General features: G+C 64.1%; 12 protein-coding genes. All 12 read left to right on the forward strand.

What is annotated here, in order from left to right; translation table 11 throughout:
- Nucleotides 1-158: 158 nt before the first annotated feature.
- The 12 genes from DY468_RS01150 to DY468_RS01205 all read left to right on the forward strand — a co-directional run bounded on the left by DY468_RS01150 (nucleotide 159) and on the right by DY468_RS01205 (nucleotide 16415).
- Nucleotides 159-2009, forward strand: a complete 1851-nt coding sequence (locus DY468_RS01150) for a flagellar hook protein FlgE (protein ID WP_164601584.1) — start codon at nucleotides 159-161, stop codon at nucleotides 2007-2009.
- Nucleotides 2010-2049: 40 nt separating this feature from the next.
- Nucleotides 2050-3924: a flagellar hook-associated protein FlgK gene (flgK, locus tag DY468_RS01155; protein ID WP_164601586.1), complete on the forward strand. Its 1875-nt coding sequence runs from the start codon at nucleotides 2050-2052 to the stop codon at nucleotides 3922-3924.
- Between the two features lie 8 nt (nucleotides 3925-3932).
- Nucleotides 3933-5537 (forward strand): flagellin, encoded by a 1605-nt coding sequence (locus DY468_RS01160; RefSeq protein ID WP_164601588.1) that lies wholly within the window; start codon nucleotides 3933-3935, stop codon nucleotides 5535-5537.
- A 308-nt stretch (nucleotides 5538-5845) separates the two neighbouring features.
- Nucleotides 5846-8512, forward strand: a complete 2667-nt coding sequence (locus tag DY468_RS01165) for a DUF1522 domain-containing protein (RefSeq protein ID WP_164601589.1) — start codon at nucleotides 5846-5848, stop codon at nucleotides 8510-8512.
- Nucleotides 8513-8665: 153 nt separating this feature from the next.
- Nucleotides 8666-9598 (forward strand): FkbM family methyltransferase, encoded by a 933-nt coding sequence (locus tag DY468_RS01170; RefSeq protein ID WP_164601591.1) that lies wholly within the window; start codon nucleotides 8666-8668, stop codon nucleotides 9596-9598.
- 123 nt (nucleotides 9599-9721) lie between these two features.
- Complete coding sequence (locus DY468_RS01175) at nucleotides 9722-10390, forward strand: SIS domain-containing protein (RefSeq protein ID WP_164601593.1); 669 nt, start codon at nucleotides 9722-9724, stop codon at nucleotides 10388-10390.
- A gap of 141 nt (nucleotides 10391-10531) precedes the next feature.
- Nucleotides 10532-11470 carry an NAD-dependent epimerase/dehydratase family protein gene (locus DY468_RS01180; RefSeq protein ID WP_164601595.1) on the forward strand — a complete coding sequence of 313 codons (939 nt, stop codon included), beginning with the start codon at nucleotides 10532-10534 and terminating at the stop codon, nucleotides 11468-11470.
- Nucleotides 11467-12504: a GDP-mannose 4,6-dehydratase gene (locus DY468_RS01185; protein WP_164601597.1), complete on the forward strand. Its 1038-nt coding sequence runs from the start codon at nucleotides 11467-11469 to the stop codon at nucleotides 12502-12504. The genes DY468_RS01180 and DY468_RS01185 overlap by 4 nt, the downstream gene beginning before the upstream one ends.
- 8 nt (nucleotides 12505-12512) lie before the next feature.
- A complete protein-coding gene (locus tag DY468_RS01190) occupies nucleotides 12513-13172 on the forward strand; it encodes a class I SAM-dependent methyltransferase (protein ID WP_164601599.1) in 660 nt (219 codons plus the stop codon).
- Nucleotides 13169-14146, forward strand: coding sequence for a thiamine pyrophosphate-dependent dehydrogenase E1 component subunit alpha (locus DY468_RS01195; protein ID WP_164601601.1), 978 nt, complete (start codon nucleotides 13169-13171; stop codon nucleotides 14144-14146). The genes DY468_RS01190 and DY468_RS01195 overlap by 4 nt, the downstream gene beginning before the upstream one ends.
- Nucleotides 14147-14156: 10 nt before the next feature.
- Nucleotides 14157-15209, forward strand: a complete 1053-nt coding sequence (locus DY468_RS01200) for an alpha-ketoacid dehydrogenase subunit beta (RefSeq protein WP_164601603.1) — start codon at nucleotides 14157-14159, stop codon at nucleotides 15207-15209.
- A 150-nt stretch (nucleotides 15210-15359) separates the two neighbouring features.
- A complete protein-coding gene (locus tag DY468_RS01205) occupies nucleotides 15360-16415 on the forward strand; it encodes a zinc-binding dehydrogenase (protein WP_164601605.1) in 1056 nt (351 codons plus the stop codon).

Genomic DNA, 16415 nt, shown 5'->3' on the forward strand with positions numbered 1-16415 from the left:
CCGACTCGGCAAATCCGCCCCGGCAACACGGCCTTCAGTTCCTAATCAAGTATCTGAAATATCGACAATTTATCCGTTGGCACGAGGCTTGCGGAGAGACTGTCCGGTATCTCGCAGTCAACAGCCGACGCAGACGGTCGCAACGGGAGAAGTCAGTAATGGGTATTTTCGGCGCTCTCACCACTTCGGTTGCGGGCCTCCGCGCCAACTCCTATGCGCTGGAGAACATCTCGGGAAACATCGCCAACTCTCAGACGACCGCCTTCAAGCGGATCGACACCTCGTTTCTGGACCTCATCCCGCAGACCGGCAACAACGCCCAGCTCGCCGGTTCGGTGAACGCTGAATCTCGGTCGACCAACACGCTGACCGGCTCGGTGCAGTCGGCAGCGGTTGGAACCTACATGGCGATCAACGGCGACGGTTACTTCGTCGTCCAGAAGCCGGCCTCGTTCACCGACAACAATCCGATCTTCGCCGGCGTCAACAACTTTACCCGCCGTGGCGACTTTTCGCTCGACAAGAACGGCTACCTCGTCAACGGCGCCGGCTATTATCTCCAGGGCGTGCCGATCGATCCGACCACCGGCAACCCGGCCGGCAGCGTGCCGCAGATCCTGAAATTTCAGAACGACTTTCTGCCTTCGCAGCAGACCACCAAAATCGACTATCGTGCCAACCTCGCCAACTATCCGTTGACCTCCAAGGCCAACAAGTCGGTGCTCGGCTCGGAATTGTTGCGTCCTGCCGATTTCGTGTCGAATCCGCTTCCGCTGGGTACGCCGGCGGCGCCTTACACCAACACCAGCATCCTCGGCTCGGCCAGAACCAATTTTCAAACCCCTGCGGTCGCGATCACTGGCGCAACGCTGCTGAAATCCGCCAGCGGCACCGACTCGCTGCAGGCGGGATTCAGCGCCGGTGACACCCTCACGGTGAAGACGACCACCGGCGGCGTCACGACCACCAAGACGGTCGCGTTCTACGACTCCAGCGCCGGCGGTAGCGCCGGTTCGGCCCCCAACACCGCCTATGTCGATCTCAACGGCGGCAGCGTCTCGAGCCTGCTGACCGCGATCGACGGTCTGACTGGCAATGCCGCGCCGAACCTCTCGAGCGTTTCAGGCGGTGTCGTCACCATCAACAGCGGTCTCGCCAACGACATCCAGCTGTCGTCGTCGAGTTCGGCGGCGTGGAACGCATTGGGCTTCACCGGGACCATCACCGGGTTGCGAGGTGGCGGTGGCACCGCGGGCACCGGCGTGGTCATCGGTTCGGACAATCAGGCCTTTCTGGACGAGTCGGTGGCGGGCGGTGCGCTCACCGCCTATGACGGCAGCGGCGCTCCGGTCAGTCTGCAGTTCCGTTGGGCCAAGGTCGCGTCGTCGACGGTCGGCGGCACCGACACCTGGAACCTGTTCTATCAGACCAATCCCAACGCGACGGGATCGGCGACCAGCTGGGTCAACGTCGGCACCAACTTCACCTTCAGTTCCAACGGTCAGATGCAGCCGGTGGTCGGACAGGTCACCCTGCCGGGCGTCACGGTGAGCGGCGTCAGCCTCGGCAACCTGACGATGTCGTTCGGCACCGGCGGCCTGACGCAGTTTTCCGACAGCAACGGCAACGTTCAGGTCAACCAGTTGCAGCAGGACGGTTACGCCGCCGGCCAGCTCGTCAGCGTTTCGGTCAGCAACGAGGGCCGGGTCGTCGGTGCCTATTCGAACGGTCGCAACATCGACCTGGCACAGGTCTCCGTCGCCACCTTCAACGGCGCCAACTTCCTCAAGCGGATCGACGGCGGTGCGTTTGAGATCACGAACGAATCCGGTCAGCCGCTGTACGGCAAAGGCGGCAGCATTTCGGGAGCGTCGCTGGAATCGTCGAACACCGACATCGCCGACGAATTCACCAAGTTGATCGTCACCCAGCAGGCCTATTCGGCCAACACCAAGGTGATCACCACCGCCAATACGATGGTGCAGGATCTGCTCAACGTGATGCGTTGAGCGGTCGCGCGGCGTCGTCCTCGAACCCGGGTAGCCAGTCATGAGTCTCGGAGACGCACTATCGATCGCAATGGCCGGCCTGCGGGTGAACCAGTCCGCGATCTCGCTGGTATCGTCCAACGTCGCCAACGCCGAGACGCCCGGCTACGTCCGCAAGACTCTCAACCAGGGCGTCACGGTGTCCGGCCAGACCGGAACCGGCGTTCAGGTCAACGGCATCAATCGCCAGCTCGACGACTACATCCTGGCGCAGCTCCGCACCGAGACGTCGGGGGCTGCCTATGCGTCATTGCGCTCCAGCTATCTCAACCAGCTTCAGGGGTTGTTCGGAGATCCGAACTCGACCGGCACGCTGGAGGACGCATTCAACGGTCTGACCACCGCGATGCAGGCGCTGTCGACCAGTCCCGACAGTACCTCGGCGCGGATCGGGGTGCTGAATGCCGCGCAGGCCATGGCCAGCAGCCTGAACTCGATGTCGAATGGCATCCAGACGTTGCGGGCAGGTTGTGAAACCGGTCTCACCGACTCGGTGAGCACCGCCAACAATCTTCTCAAGCAGATCGCCTCGATCAACAGCCAGATTCGCACCAATCCGCAGGGTGGTACATCGACCGACGCCGCGACTGCGGCGCTGCTGGACCAGCGCGACCAGGCGATCAATCAGCTTTCGCAATTGATGGACATCCGCGTCGTCACCAACGGCGCCAACCAGGTTACGGTGTTCACCGGCTCCGGCGTGCAGCTCGCCGGCATGGAAGCCGCGACGCTGTCGTTCAACGCGCAGGGCACCGTCAATCCGTCGACCACTTGGTCGTCGAACAGCCTGACAAGTAAACTCGGCTCGATCACGGTAAGCTACGACAGCGGCTCGTCGATCGATATCACGTCGTCGCTTAAGTCGGGCCAAATGGCGGCCTATGTCGAGCTTCGCGACAATACGCTGGTGACGGCGCAGACCCAGCTCGATCAGTTTGCCGCGACGTTGTCTAGCTCGCTGTCGGACAAGACGACGGCCGGCACCGCGGTGACCTCGGGGCCTTCGTCCGGCTTCGCGGTCGATCTGTCGGGCATGCAGAACGGCAATACGATCAACATCGCCTACACCGACACGGCCACCGGGCAGCAGCACACGGTCACCGTCGTCCGGGTCGACGATCCCACTTTGTTGCCGCTGCCTCAAAACGCGACCAACGACCCCAACGATTACGTCGTCGGCATCGATTTTTCCGGTGTCTCCGGTTCGGCGATCTCGCAGCTCAATTCTGCTCTCTACACCAAGAACCTGCAATTCTCCGGAACCTTTCCGGGGGCCGTCAATGTGCTCAACAATCCCGGCTTCTCGACGGTGAATTCGGCGTCGGTGACATCGACGGTGACGGCGCTGGCCGGCGGCAGCGTCGAGGTGCCGCTGTTCAACGACAACGGCGCGGCCTATTCGGGGGCCCGCAGTGCCTCCGGCAATCAGATGACCGGCTATGCGCAGCGAATTTCGGTCAACTCGGACCTGCTGAAGGACAGTTCCAAGCTGGTGGTCTATTCGACCTCACCGGCGACCGCCGCCGGCGATACGGCTCGGCCCGACTTCATGATCAAGCAGATGATGAAGAGCCAGTACTACTACTCTGCGTCCACCGGTATCGGGTCCGACAGCGCTCCGTTCAAGGGTTCGTTGCAGAGCTTCCTGCAGCAGTTCGTCGGCCAGCAGGGTTCCAACGCGGCTGCTGCCAAGCAATTGTCGGATGGCCAGAGCGTCGTGCTGAACACCTTGCAGCAGAAGCTGTCGACATCGTCCGGCGTCAACATGGACGAGGAAATGGCGCACCTGCTGTCGTTGCAGAATGCCTACGCGGCGAACGCGCGGGTGATGTCGACCATCAACCAGATGTATCAGACCCTGATGCAGGCGATTTGAGGCGAGCCATGGCGATCGACGGCGTAAGCGGGCGTACTTCCTACATCGGTTCCACCATCCTCAATCTCCGCAGCCAGATGGAGACGCTGAGCCAACAGCTCGCGACCGGACGGGTGTCGCAGACCTATGCGGGCGACGGTACAGGCCGCAGTCTCGCGATCGGCCTGCGCGCGCAGGTGGCGAACATCGCCAGCTACAGCGACACGATGACCAACATCACCACCCGCATCAGCACGGCGAACCTGTCGCTGCAGCGGCTAGCCGACATCAGCAGCGAGGTGAAGGGCGCCGCGGTCAGTGCTGGTTCGACGCTCGACAACACCGGGCAGACGCCGGGACAGCGGACCGCGGGGCTCGACTTCTTCGATTCCGTCGACGTGCTGAACGCCAAGGTCGGAGATCGCTATCTGTTCGCGGGCCGTGCCACGGACACCGCGCCGGTGGTGGCGGCCGACGTGATCATGAACGGCGACGGTGCTGCGGTCGCCGGCCTCAAGCAGGTGATCAGCGAACGCCACGATGCCGACGTGGGTACCAGCGGGATGGGACGGACCATCGTCTCGACCGGAGCGACCGCGACCACGGTTCAGATCGGCGAGGACTATGCCGCCAATCCTTACGCAGTGCCGCCGACCACCGCATCGCCGTTCGGGATGAAGTTGAGTGCGGTCTCGACGACGATCAGCGGAGCGGTGGTGACACAGCCGACCGAGACGCCGCCGACGACCCCGCCGGCCACCCCCAATCCGGTGGCAATGTCGGTCGACCTCAACGGTGCGATTCCGAACGATGGCGATGTCGTGAAGTTCACCTTCAACATGCCGGATGGAACCCAGGAAACCATCGCGCTGACGGCATCCTCGAAGACGCCGCTGCCGGACGGCAGCTTCGCAATCGATCAGGGAAACCCGACCGCGGTTCCTCCTGTGGCGCCGTCGTCGGCCCTGACTGCGGCCAACCTGCAGACCGCGTTGACGTCGGCCGTGAAAAAACTGGCCAACGGGCCGCTGGCTGCAGCCTCGGCCATCAAGGCGGGCGATGACTTCTTCAACAACACGCCCCCGCTGCGGGTGGGCGGCAGCGCGCCGTTCGGCGCCGCCACGACGCAGGTTGCAGGAACCAAGGCCAATACGGTCTTCTGGTACAACGGTGAACCGGACTCCGCGAGCGACCCGGCGCGCGGCACAGCGGTCGCCAAGATCGACGACACCATCACGGTGCAGTATGGCGCGCGCGCCGATGAGCAGGCCCTCCGCAAGCAGCTGCAGACCGTGGCGGTGTTCGCTGCGGTGACCACGTCGGCAACCGACCCCTACGCTTCGGGCAAGATCGCGGGACTGAATCAACGGGTTGCCGCCAACCTTGCGGTCGTGCCGGGGGAGCAATCGATCCAGACCATCCAGGCCGACCTTGCCGGTGCTCAGGCGTCGATCAAAGCGACCACTAATCGTCAGGTGCAGGGCAAGGCATTGGCTCAGACTATGCTGAGTTCGATCGAAGGCATCAACAACGACGAGGTGGCGACCAAGCTCCTGGCGCTGCAGACGTCACTGCAGGCGTCGTATCAGACGACGGCTCAGCTCTATCAACTCAGCCTCGTCAAGTTTCTGTAGTTAATTATCTCTGAACGGTGAGCCGCCGCCCCGGCGGCTCCTAGGCCTCGAATTCGAGGCGCAACAGCTGCCGTAGCCAAGGCGCAACCCCCACTAAATACTCGCTGATCTGGACTAATCACGTAGCCTTACGAGGCTGCGCGGATCGTCCCGGCGCGTGTCTCGTATTGCGCAGGCCCGTGATAATACGGGCGATTCCTTCCGTTAAAGCCGCTGATCTCGTTTTACGCATTCTTAGAGTCTGGCGGTCAAGGTTCCGCGGCCGATCAAGAAGATCGCGTTTTGCACACCAGGAAGGTAGCAACACAATGTCCGGTATCGTTCTATCCAACGCCGTTCGTCAGAACCTCTCGTCGCTCCAGGCCACGGCTGATCTGCTCGCCACCACCCAAAGCCGCCTGTCGTCCGGCAAGAAGGTGAACTCGGCGCTCGACAATCCGACCAACTTCTTCACCGCCACTGCGCTCGACAGCCGCGCCAGCGACATCAACAACTTGCTCGATGGCATCGGCAACGGCGTGCAGATTCTGCAGGCCGCCAATACCGGTATCACCTCGCTGAGCAAGCTGGTCGATAGCGCCAAGTCGATCGCCAACCAGGCTCTGCAGACCACGTCGGGTTACGCCACCAAGTCGAACGTGTCGGCGACCATCGCCGGTGCAACCGCCGACGACCTGCGCGGCACCCAGAGCTACTCGAACGGCGTTGCCACCGGCAGCGTGATCTTCGACGGCACCGCCGGCGGCACCACTGCTGCGTCGGGCACCGATACGCTCGGGGGCGCGATCGTCAGCATCGCGGCTTCGGCCGCCGTCACCGTCGTCGGCGCTGCCGACAACACGGCGCTCGGCAGCGTTCTCAGCGTCGGCACTGCCGCCGCGACCGCGGCTGGTACCAATCTGATCAGCGAGCTGACCAACGGTTCGACCACCACGGCGACCGGTCCGGCTGCGGGCGACTCGATCACCGTCAACGGCAAGACCATCACCTTCACGACCGCCGGCACCGCCAGCAAGGACAGCTCCGGCAACTACACGATTGGTCTCGACCAGACCATCAATTCGCTGCTCGACACCATCGACACCATCAACGGCAATACCAGCCTGTCGTCGACGGTGACGGCCGGCAAGCTCGAGCTGCATTCGGGCACCAACAGCCCGTTGACGATCGGGGACAATTCGGGCGGCGCCGTTCTGGCCAAGCTCGGCCTGACCGCGCAGACTGTCGATACCGTCGCTGCGACGTCCTCGGCGAACATCTCGGCCAGCACTCAGTTGTTCAACACCAACGGCGGCCTGACCACCACGGCGATCGCCGACGGCACCACGCTTTCGGTCAACGGCAAGACGATCACCTTCAAGACCTCCGACGCTCCGCAGGGCAACAACATCCCGTCGGGCACCGGCGTTCTGGGTCGTATCGGCACCGATGGTAACGGCAACTCGACGATCTATCTCGGCGACCAGAGCAAGTTCACCAACGCGACTGTCGGTGACCTGCTGACCGCGATCGATCTCGCCAACGGCGTCAAGGCTGCGTCGATCTCGAACGGCGTTGCCACGATCAGCACCAATTCCGGCCAGACTGCGTCGGACGTCTCCGGTGGTATCACCACCATCCGCAGCTCGACGGGTGCCGATCTCAATGTCACGGCGTTCACCGATCTGTTTAAGAACCTCGGCCTGACCACCTCGTCCGGCACCGGTCCGCTGACGCTGACCAAGCAGCGCACCACCAGCGGCACCACCATGGGCACGCTGATCGCCGACGGCTCGACGCTGAACGTGAACGGCAAGACCATCACCTTCAAGAACGCCGCGGTGCCGACCGCGTCGGCGAGCCATCAGGGCATCTCCGGCAACGTCGAAACCGACGGTCAGGGCAACTCGACCGTGTACTTGCAGAAGGGCACGATCGACGACGTCCTGAAGGCGGTCGACCTCGCCACCGGTGTCCGCACCGCTGCGCTCGGCGTCTCGGGAGCGACGATCTCGACCGCCAACGGCACGGCCAACTCGTCGATCACGAGCGGCTCGCTGAAGCTGTCGACCGGCCTTGCGGCGGACCTCAGCATCACCGGCACCGGCAATGCGCTGGCTGCCCTCGGCCTCACCGGCCCGAGCGGCAACTCCAGCTCGTTCACCGCGGCTCGCGGTGTTGCGGCCGGCAGCCTGAACGGCAAGACGTTGACCTTCTCGTCGTTCAACGGCGGCGCGGCGACCAACGTCACCTTCGGCGACGGCACCAACGGCACGGTCAAGTCGCTGGCCCAGCTCAATGTCGCGCTGGCTGCCAACAACCTGACAGCCTCGATCGACAACGCTTCGGGCAAGCTGACGATCTCGGCATCGAACGACTACGCTTCCCACACTCTGGGCGGCGCGGACGGCGGCGCGATCGGCGGCACTCTGGCTTCGACCCTCACCTTCTCGGTGCCGAACGCACCGGTGGCTGACGTCAACGCCCAGAACACCCGTGCGGGCCTGGTCAAGCAGTTCAACGACGTGCTGAACCAGATCGCGACGACGGCTCAGGACTCCTCGTTCAACGGTGTCAACCTGCTGAACGGCGATAACCTGAAGCTGGTGTTCAACGAAACCGGCAAGTCGACGATCTCGATCCAGGGCGTCACCTTCAATCCGACCGGCCTCGGTCTGTCGAACCTGTCGTCGGGCGTCGACTTCATCGACAACAAGGCCACCAACGCGGTCCTCGACAAGCTGAGCGCCGCCTCGACGACGCTGCGCTCGCAGGCCTCCTCGTTTGGTTCGAACCTGTCGATCGTGCAGGCCCGTCAAGACTTCTCGAAGAGCCTGATCAACGTGCTGCAGACCGGCTCGTCGAACCTGACGCTGGCCGACACCAACGAGGAAGCGGCGAACAGCCAGGCGCTGACCACCCGCCAGTCGATCGCGGTGTCAGCGCTGTCGCTGGCCAACCAGTCGCAGCAGAGCGTGCTGCAGCTCCTCCGCTAATCGCGGCGTAGCTGATCGAACAATCGAGGGCGGCGGGGGTGACTCCGCCGCCTTCTCTTTTGCACCCGCTGCTCCCGTCCCGAGGTTCGTGTTGCGGGCGGGGATGCAGTAAGGTGCAGGTGATTCGGGTTACCCTAGAAACGGCGCCGTTGCATGACCGACATCGCCCCGACGGCAGATTCCAGCCCTGCATTCTCTGGCGCGCCGATGCCGCATGCGCCGGGGCCCGACCGGATCCTTGCTGACCTCATCGCTGCGCTGCCCGAGCTGGCGCGGCATCACGCGCCGGGCGGGGCCGCCTACACGGCGCTGGCATCGGCCGCGCGCAGCGCCGTGGTGGCGTTGTTTGCTCGCGGCGGCAGCGACGTGCCGTTCGGCCCGTTCGGGTCGATCAGCTTTCCCTATCATCGGATGGGGGCTGTGGACTCGCTCGACCTGTTCGGTCTCGACGAGCTGATCCTGTTTTCGTTCTATTGGCAGAACCGAGGTCGCTACCGGCGTGTCGCCGATATCGGCGGCAATATCGGCTTGCACAGCCTGGTGATGGCGCGCTGCGGCTTTACGGTCGAGACCTATGAGCCGGACCCCGAGCATATCGCGCTATTTCAGGCCAATATGCGCGCCAACGGCGTCACCACGGTTCATGTCAATGAAGCGGCCGTCTCGGGGCAGGCGGGTGAGGCGGAGTTCCTGCGGTTGCGCGGTAACACGACCGGCAGCCACATCGCCGGCGCCAAACTCGATCCCTATGGCGAGATCGATCGCTTCAAGGTGCGGCTCGCTGCCTTCGACGACATCGCCGCAAACGCCGACTTCGCCAAGATCGACGCCGAAGGCCACGAGGCGGTGATCATCACCTCGCTGCCCAAGGAGCGCTGGCAGACCCTCGACGTCATGCTGGAGATCGGCAGCGAAGCCAACGCTGCGGTGATCTTCGACTATGCGCGCGGTGCCGGCGTGCAGCTGTTCACGCAGAAGAGCGGCTGGCGCCGAGCCGAGACGCTGGCCGACCTGCCGACCTCTTACAAGCAGGGCAGTGCCTTCCTCACCGCCAAGGACGCGATTCCGGGGCTGCCGCCGTCATGATCCTCCGCGGTTGCCAAGTAAGATCCCGAGGCGTCGGACATGGTGCGGCTGCGACCGGTCATGATTTACACATTGCTAACGAATCACGCGCAACCGTGATGGCTCGGAATGCCGAGGACGCCGATGACGCAATCGCGTAACAGCACCGCCCCCGTGCCCGACGACGTTTCGGATGAAGTCGTCGCGACGCCGTTGCTGTCGAAACGGCAGATGTTCGGCTATTACGATCATCTGCGCGCCACCCTCACCAATGCCGAGGTGTCGGATTGCGACGGCCGGCCGTTCGCGCAGGAGGTCGCCGCCTCGCTGGTGATCGCCTGGGCCCGCGAGGTCCATGCCGATGGCCGCAAGCTGATGTTCATCGGCAATGGCGGCAGCGCAGCGATCGCCAGCCACATGGCCACCGACTACTCCAAGAACGGTGGCATGCGGGCGCTGTGCCTCAACGACGGCGCGATGCTGACCTGCCTCGGCAACGATTACGGCTACGAGCAGGTGTTCGCTAAACAGATCGAGCTGTTCGCGCAGGAAGGCGACCTGTTGATCGCGATTTCCTCGTCCGGTCGCTCCGCGAACATTCTCAACGCAGTCGCGGTGGCGCGCGAGCGCGGCTGTCGCGTGATCACCTTGAGCGGATTTTCCGCGGACAATCCGCTGCGGCGGGAAGGTGACATCAATTTCTATCTGGCCTCCGACCAGTATGGTTTCGTTGAACTCGGCCATCTGACGATTTGTCATGCGATCCTCGACTTCGCCTGCGGTCAGAGCGTGCCGCTGTCGGCGGCGGGCTGACGGCTGGCCGCGACCGGCGGCCCGCGCAGTGCTATTCGGGGATGCAGGAATGCGTGTATCTCTTGCATTCAGGGTTGCAATTGATTCGCCGGGGCCGCGATGCGTCGTGCCGGGGGCGGGCTAATCTGTGGGAATCGCACGATGAAGATCCTGGTGACCGGCGCCTGCGGCTACGTCGGAACCACGCTGGTGCCCAAGCTGCTGGCACGCGGCGACGAGGTGGTGGCGTTCGACATCATGTGGTTCGGCAACGATCTGCCGCCGCACCCCCGGTTGACAGTGGTCCGCGGCGACGTCCGCGATACCAAGTCGATTGATCTTTCCGGCATCGACGCGATCGTACATCTGGCTTCGGTCGCCAACGATCCGTGCGGCGATCTCGATCCAAAACTGACCTGGGAGATCAGCGCGCTCGCCACCATGCAGCTCGCCGACCGTGCCGCGCGCGCCGGCATCCAGCGCTTCATCTATGCGTCGTCCGGCAGCGTCTACGGCATCAAGGACGAAGAGCAGGTCACCGAGGACCTGACGCTGGAGCCGATCTCTGAATACAATAAGACCAAGATGGTGGCCGAGCGGGTGATGCTCAGCTACGCCGGCGACATGGCGGTGCAGATCGTGCGGCCGGCGACGGTATGCGGGCCGTCGCCGCGGATGCGGCTCGACGTCTCGGTCAACATGCTGACGATGCAGGCGCTGACCAACGGCGAGATCACCGTGTTCGGCGGCAATCAGGTCCGCCCCAACATCCACATCGACGACATCACCGATCTGTATCTGATGCTGCTCGACCGGCCCGAGCTGCGCGGTATCTACAATGCCGGCTTCGAGAACATCTCGATCCTGGACATCGCCCAGATGGTCGACGCCCAGGTGCCGACCAAGATCACCGTCACCGCCTCGAACGATCCGCGCTCGTACAGGATCAATTCCGACAAGCTGCTGGCGACCGGCTTCAAGCCGAAGAAGACGGTGAACGACGCGATCCGCGAGATCATCGTCAAGTTCCAGCGCGGCGAATTGAAGAACGAGGATCGCCACTACAATCTGCGCTGGATGCAGCGGAGCCTGCAGGCGTGACCGGAATCGTTCCCGCGTCCGCGCCGTGTGCGATGGCCCGCGCGGGCTTCGACAAATATCTAGTGATCGGTTCGAACTCGTTCACCGGCGCCTCGATGGTCAGCTATTTGCTCGACCAGGGCGCCGACGTCGTCGGCATCAGCCGCTCCGACGAGCCGCATCCTGCGTTCCTGCCGTATCGCTGGAAGAAGGCCGATCGCTTCCGATTTCACAAGCTCGATCTCAACCACGATCTCGACGCGATCATGCAGCTGGTGACCGCCGAGCGTTTTCCCTGCATCATCAATTTTGCAGCCCAAAGCATGGTCGGTGAGAGCTGGGCCAACCCGGACCATTGGTTCATGACCAATGTGGTGTCGACGGTGCGCCTGCACGAGCGCCTGCGGACCTGCGACTTTCTCGAGCGCTACGTCCACGTCACCACGCCGGAGGTCTATGGCAACGCCACCGGCACGCTGACCGAGGACGCGGTGTTCGATCCGTCGACGCCCTATGCGGTGTCGCGCGCGGCCGGCGACATGAGCCTGCGCTCGTATTTCCGCACCTACGGCTTTCCGGTGCTGTTCACCCGCGCCGCCAATGTCTACGGCCCGGGGCAGCGGCTGTACCGGATCGTGCCGCGCACCATCCTGTTCATCAAGCTCGGCCGCAAGCTGCAGCTGCATGGCGGCGGCACTTCGGAGCGCTCGTTCATCCATGCCGCTGATGTGGCCGATGCGACCCGGCGGATCGCCTGCAACGGCAAGATCGGCGACAGCTATCACATCTCCACCGATCGCATCGTGACCATCCGCGCCCTGGTCGAGATGATCTGCGCGACGATGGGCGTGCGGTTCGAGGACCAGGTCGAGATCGTCGGTGAGCGGCTCGGCAAGGACGCCGCCTACAAGCTCGACAGTAGCAAATTGCGTAGCGAACTCGGCTGGAGCGACCAGATCACGCTGGAGCAGGGCATCGAACAGACGATCGCCTGGATCGATCGCTGGTTTGAAGAACTGAAGAGCCAGCCGTTCGACTACGCGCACAAGCCTTGAGGACCGCAATGGGTCAGGAAATCGATCTCCTCGTCAATTACCCGCGCACCAAGCGCAATGTCGACGAGCGCGGCCAGACCAAGTCGGAAGAGGATCGCGCGATTGCGCGGCGCTTCGGCAAAGAATTCTTCGACGGCGACCGCCGTCACGGCTATGGCGGATTCAACTACATGCCCCGTTTCTGGCAGCCGGTGATCCCGACCTTCCAGCAGCATTTCGGCCTCTCGGCGTCGTCTTCGGTGCTCGATGTCGGCTGTGCCAAGGGCTTCATGCTGCACGACATGGCCGAGCTGATCCCCGGCATCACCGTGAAGGGCGTCGATGTTTCGGACTACGCCATCGCGCATGCGATCGACGACATGAAGCCGCATGTCAGCGTCGCCAGCGCGACGAAGCTGCCGTTCGCCGACAAGTCGTTCGACGTGGTGATCTCGATCAACACCGTCCACAACCTCGTCCGAGACGACTGCGCAGAAGCGCTGCGCGAGATCGAGCGGGTGGCGCGCAAGGGGGCGTTCATTACCGTCGACGCCTATCGCGACGAAGAAGAGAAGCGCCGGATGATGGCGTGGAATCTGACCGCGCAGACCATCATGCATGTCGACGAGTGGAAGGCCTTCTTCGCGCAAGTCGGCTACACCGGCGACTATTACTGGTTCATCCCATGAACCCCGAGACGTCGCGCCGGTTGCTGTTCGACATGCTGCGGATCCGCAGCGTGGAGGAGACCATCGCGGCGCGCTACGGCGAACAGAAGATGCGCTGCCCGACGCATCTGTCGGTCGGGCAGGAGGCGGTCGCCGCGGCGGCCGGTGCGGTGCTGAGGCCGACCGATCTTGCGGTCAGCGGGCATCGCGCCCATGCGCACTATCTCGCCAAAGGCGGATCGCTGAAGGCGATGATCGCGGAGATCTACGGCAAGGTCACCGGCTGCGCCCGCGGCAAGGGCGGCTCGATGCATCTGGTCGACGAGAGCGTCGGCTTCATGGGCTCGACCGCGATCGTCGGCGGCACGGTGCCGGTCGGCGTCGGGCTGTCCTATCCGATGAAGCTCAACAAGACCGGCCAAATTTCCTGTGTGTTCCTTGGCGACGCGGTGCCGGAGACCGGCGTGTTCTTCGAGTCGGTGAACTTCGCGGTGGTGAAGCGGCTCCCGGTGTTGTTCCTGTGCGAGAACAACGGCTACTCGGTGTATTCGCCGCTGTCGGTGCGGCAGCCGCCCGGCCGTAAGCTGTCCGAGCTGGTCGCCGGCTTCGGCCTCGAGACGCATCATGGCGACGGCAATGATGCGCGCGCGGTGGTTGCGGCGCTCAGCGAAGGCGTGGCGGCGATCCGGGCCGGCGAGGGGCCGCGGTTCTACGAGTTCGAGACCTATCGTTGGCGCGAACATTGTGGCCCGAACTACGACAACGACATTGGCTATCGGGCCGTCGCGGAGTTCGAGGCGTGGAAGCAGCGCGATCCGGTGCCGGCGCTGCAGCGCGCGTTGATCACCGAAGGGATCATGACCGAGGCCGACGTCGCCGACATGCAGGCCGAGATCGATGCGGAGATCGGGGAGGCGTTCGCGTTCGCAGAAAGCTCGCCGTTCCCGCCGCCCGAAGACGCCTTCACCGACGTCTACGCGTCGGCAGCAGGCTAGGGAGGGCGGAATGGCAACCACCTTCGCTGCCGCGATCCGGGATGGACTCGCCACCGCGCTGGCCGCCGATCCGAACGTGATCTGCTTCGGCCTCGGCACCGACGATCCGAAGGGCGTGTTCGGCACCACACTCGATCTGCACAAGCAGTTCGGACCTGAGCGCGTTTTCGACATGCCGACTTCGGAAGCGGCGATGACCGGTTTTGCGATCGGCGCGGCGCTGAACGGGATGCGGCCGGTGATGACGCATCAGCGGCTCGATTTCGCGCTGCTGTCGCTCGACCAGCTTGTCAACAACGCCGCCAAATGGCGCTTCATGTTCGGCGGCAAACGCGGCGTGCCGATCACTATCCGGATGATCATTGGCCGCGGCTGGGGCCAGGGGCCGACGCATTCGCAGAGCCTGCAATCCTGGTTCGCGCATATTCCCGGCCTGAAGGTGGTGATGCCGACCACGGCGGAAGATGCCAAGGGCTTGCTGCTCGGCGCTATCTTCGACGACGATCCGGTGATCTTCCTGGAGCATCGCTGGCTGCACAACATGCAGGGCGAAGTGCCCGCTGGCGATGTCCGTACCCCGCTCGGCAAGGCCCGTGTCGTACGCCAGGGCGATGCGGTGACGATCGTGGCGATGAGCTACATGACGGTGGAGGCGCTGCACGCCGTCGATCATCTCGTCGCCCAAGGCATCGCCTGCGAGTTGATCGACCTGCGCATCATTCGTCCGCTGGACTGGCCGACGGTGATCACCTCAGTGCAGAAGACCGGGCGCCTGCTGGCGCTCGACAGCGGACATCTGACCGGCGGTGTGGCCGGCGAGATTGTGGCGCGGATCGCCACCGATCACTTCGCCAGCCTCAAGAGCGCGCCGCAGCGCCTCGCAGCGCCGGACGTGCCGGAGGCGACCAGCCCGGCGCTGACCAAGAATTATCACGTCCGCGCCGAACACATCGCGCAAGCGGTCGGCCGCATACTCGGCCGCGACGTCGAAACTGCCTCGCTGGTCGCCCAGCGCACCTTCCCGCACGACGTGCCGGGCACCTGGTTCTCAGGACCGTTTTGAGGGCGCGATGATGGCACAACCTGACACTGTCATTGCGAGGAGGCGAAGCCGACGAAGCAATCCAAGGGCCCAGTGCACGGGGCTCCTGGATTGCTTCGCTTCGCTCGCAATGACGGGGACAGTGCGGGCGTCTGCACAGCGGAGGCCGCCATGCCCGTGACCTTCCGCGCCGCGGTGCTTCACGAACTCAATCAGCCGCTCTCGATCGAGATGGTCGAGGCGCCGCCGCTCGCGGCCGGGCAAGTGCTGGTCAAGCTGGCTTACTCCGGCGTCTGCCACAGCCAGGTGATGGAAGCCCGCGGTGGGCGCGGACCGGATCGCTATCTGCCGCATATGCTCGGCCATGAAGGCTCGGGCGTCGTCGTCGAGATCGGCTCCGGCGTCAGCAAGGTCCGCAAGGGCGACCGAGTCATTCTCGGCTGGATCAAGGGCCAGGGCAGCGACACCCAAGGTGTGCGCTACGCCGGCGGCGAGCGCGTCATCAATGCCGGCGCCGTCACCACCTTCAACGAATATGCCGTGGTCGCGGAGAACCGCGTCACGCTGCTGCCGGCTGGACTTCCGATGGACGTTGCAGTGCTGTTCGGCTGCGCGCTGCCGGTCGGCGCCGGCATCGTGCTCAACATCGCCAAGCCGCAGGCCGGCAGCACGCTGGCGATCTTCGGTCTTGGCGGCATCGGGCTCGCCGCACTGATGGCCTGCAAACTGTTCGCCTGCAAGCAGGTGATCGCTGTCGATGTCGAAGCCGCCAAGCTGAAGATGGCGACCGAGCTCGGTGCGACAACCGTGATCGATGCGTCGGTTGCCGATCCGGTCGAGGAGATCCGTAAGCTGACCGGCGGGCTCGGCGTCGACTACGCGATCGAGTCCGCCGGCCTCACCCGCGTGATCGAGCAGGCGTTCGACGCCACGCGTCGGTTCGGCGGGCTGTGCGTGTTCGCCTCGCACCCGCGGAGCGGCGAGAAGATCGCGCTCGACCCGTTCGAGCTGATCTGCGGCAAACGGATCCTCGGCACCTGGGGCGGCGATGCCAAGCCGGAGCGCGACATCGAACTGCTGGCGGGCCTGTACCGCGACGGCAAGCTGCCTCTCGATGCGATGTTCACCCGCCGCTACAAACTCGACGAGATCAACGAGGCGCTGGACGATCTTGCGCAACGCCGCAGCGTGCGCCCGCTGATCGAAATCGATCCGTCGCTGAGGTGA

The sequence above is a fragment of the Rhodopseudomonas sp. BR0M22 genome (assembly GCF_010907035.1).
In the GTDB taxonomy this organism is placed as follows: domain Bacteria; phylum Pseudomonadota; class Alphaproteobacteria; order Rhizobiales; family Xanthobacteraceae; genus Rhodopseudomonas.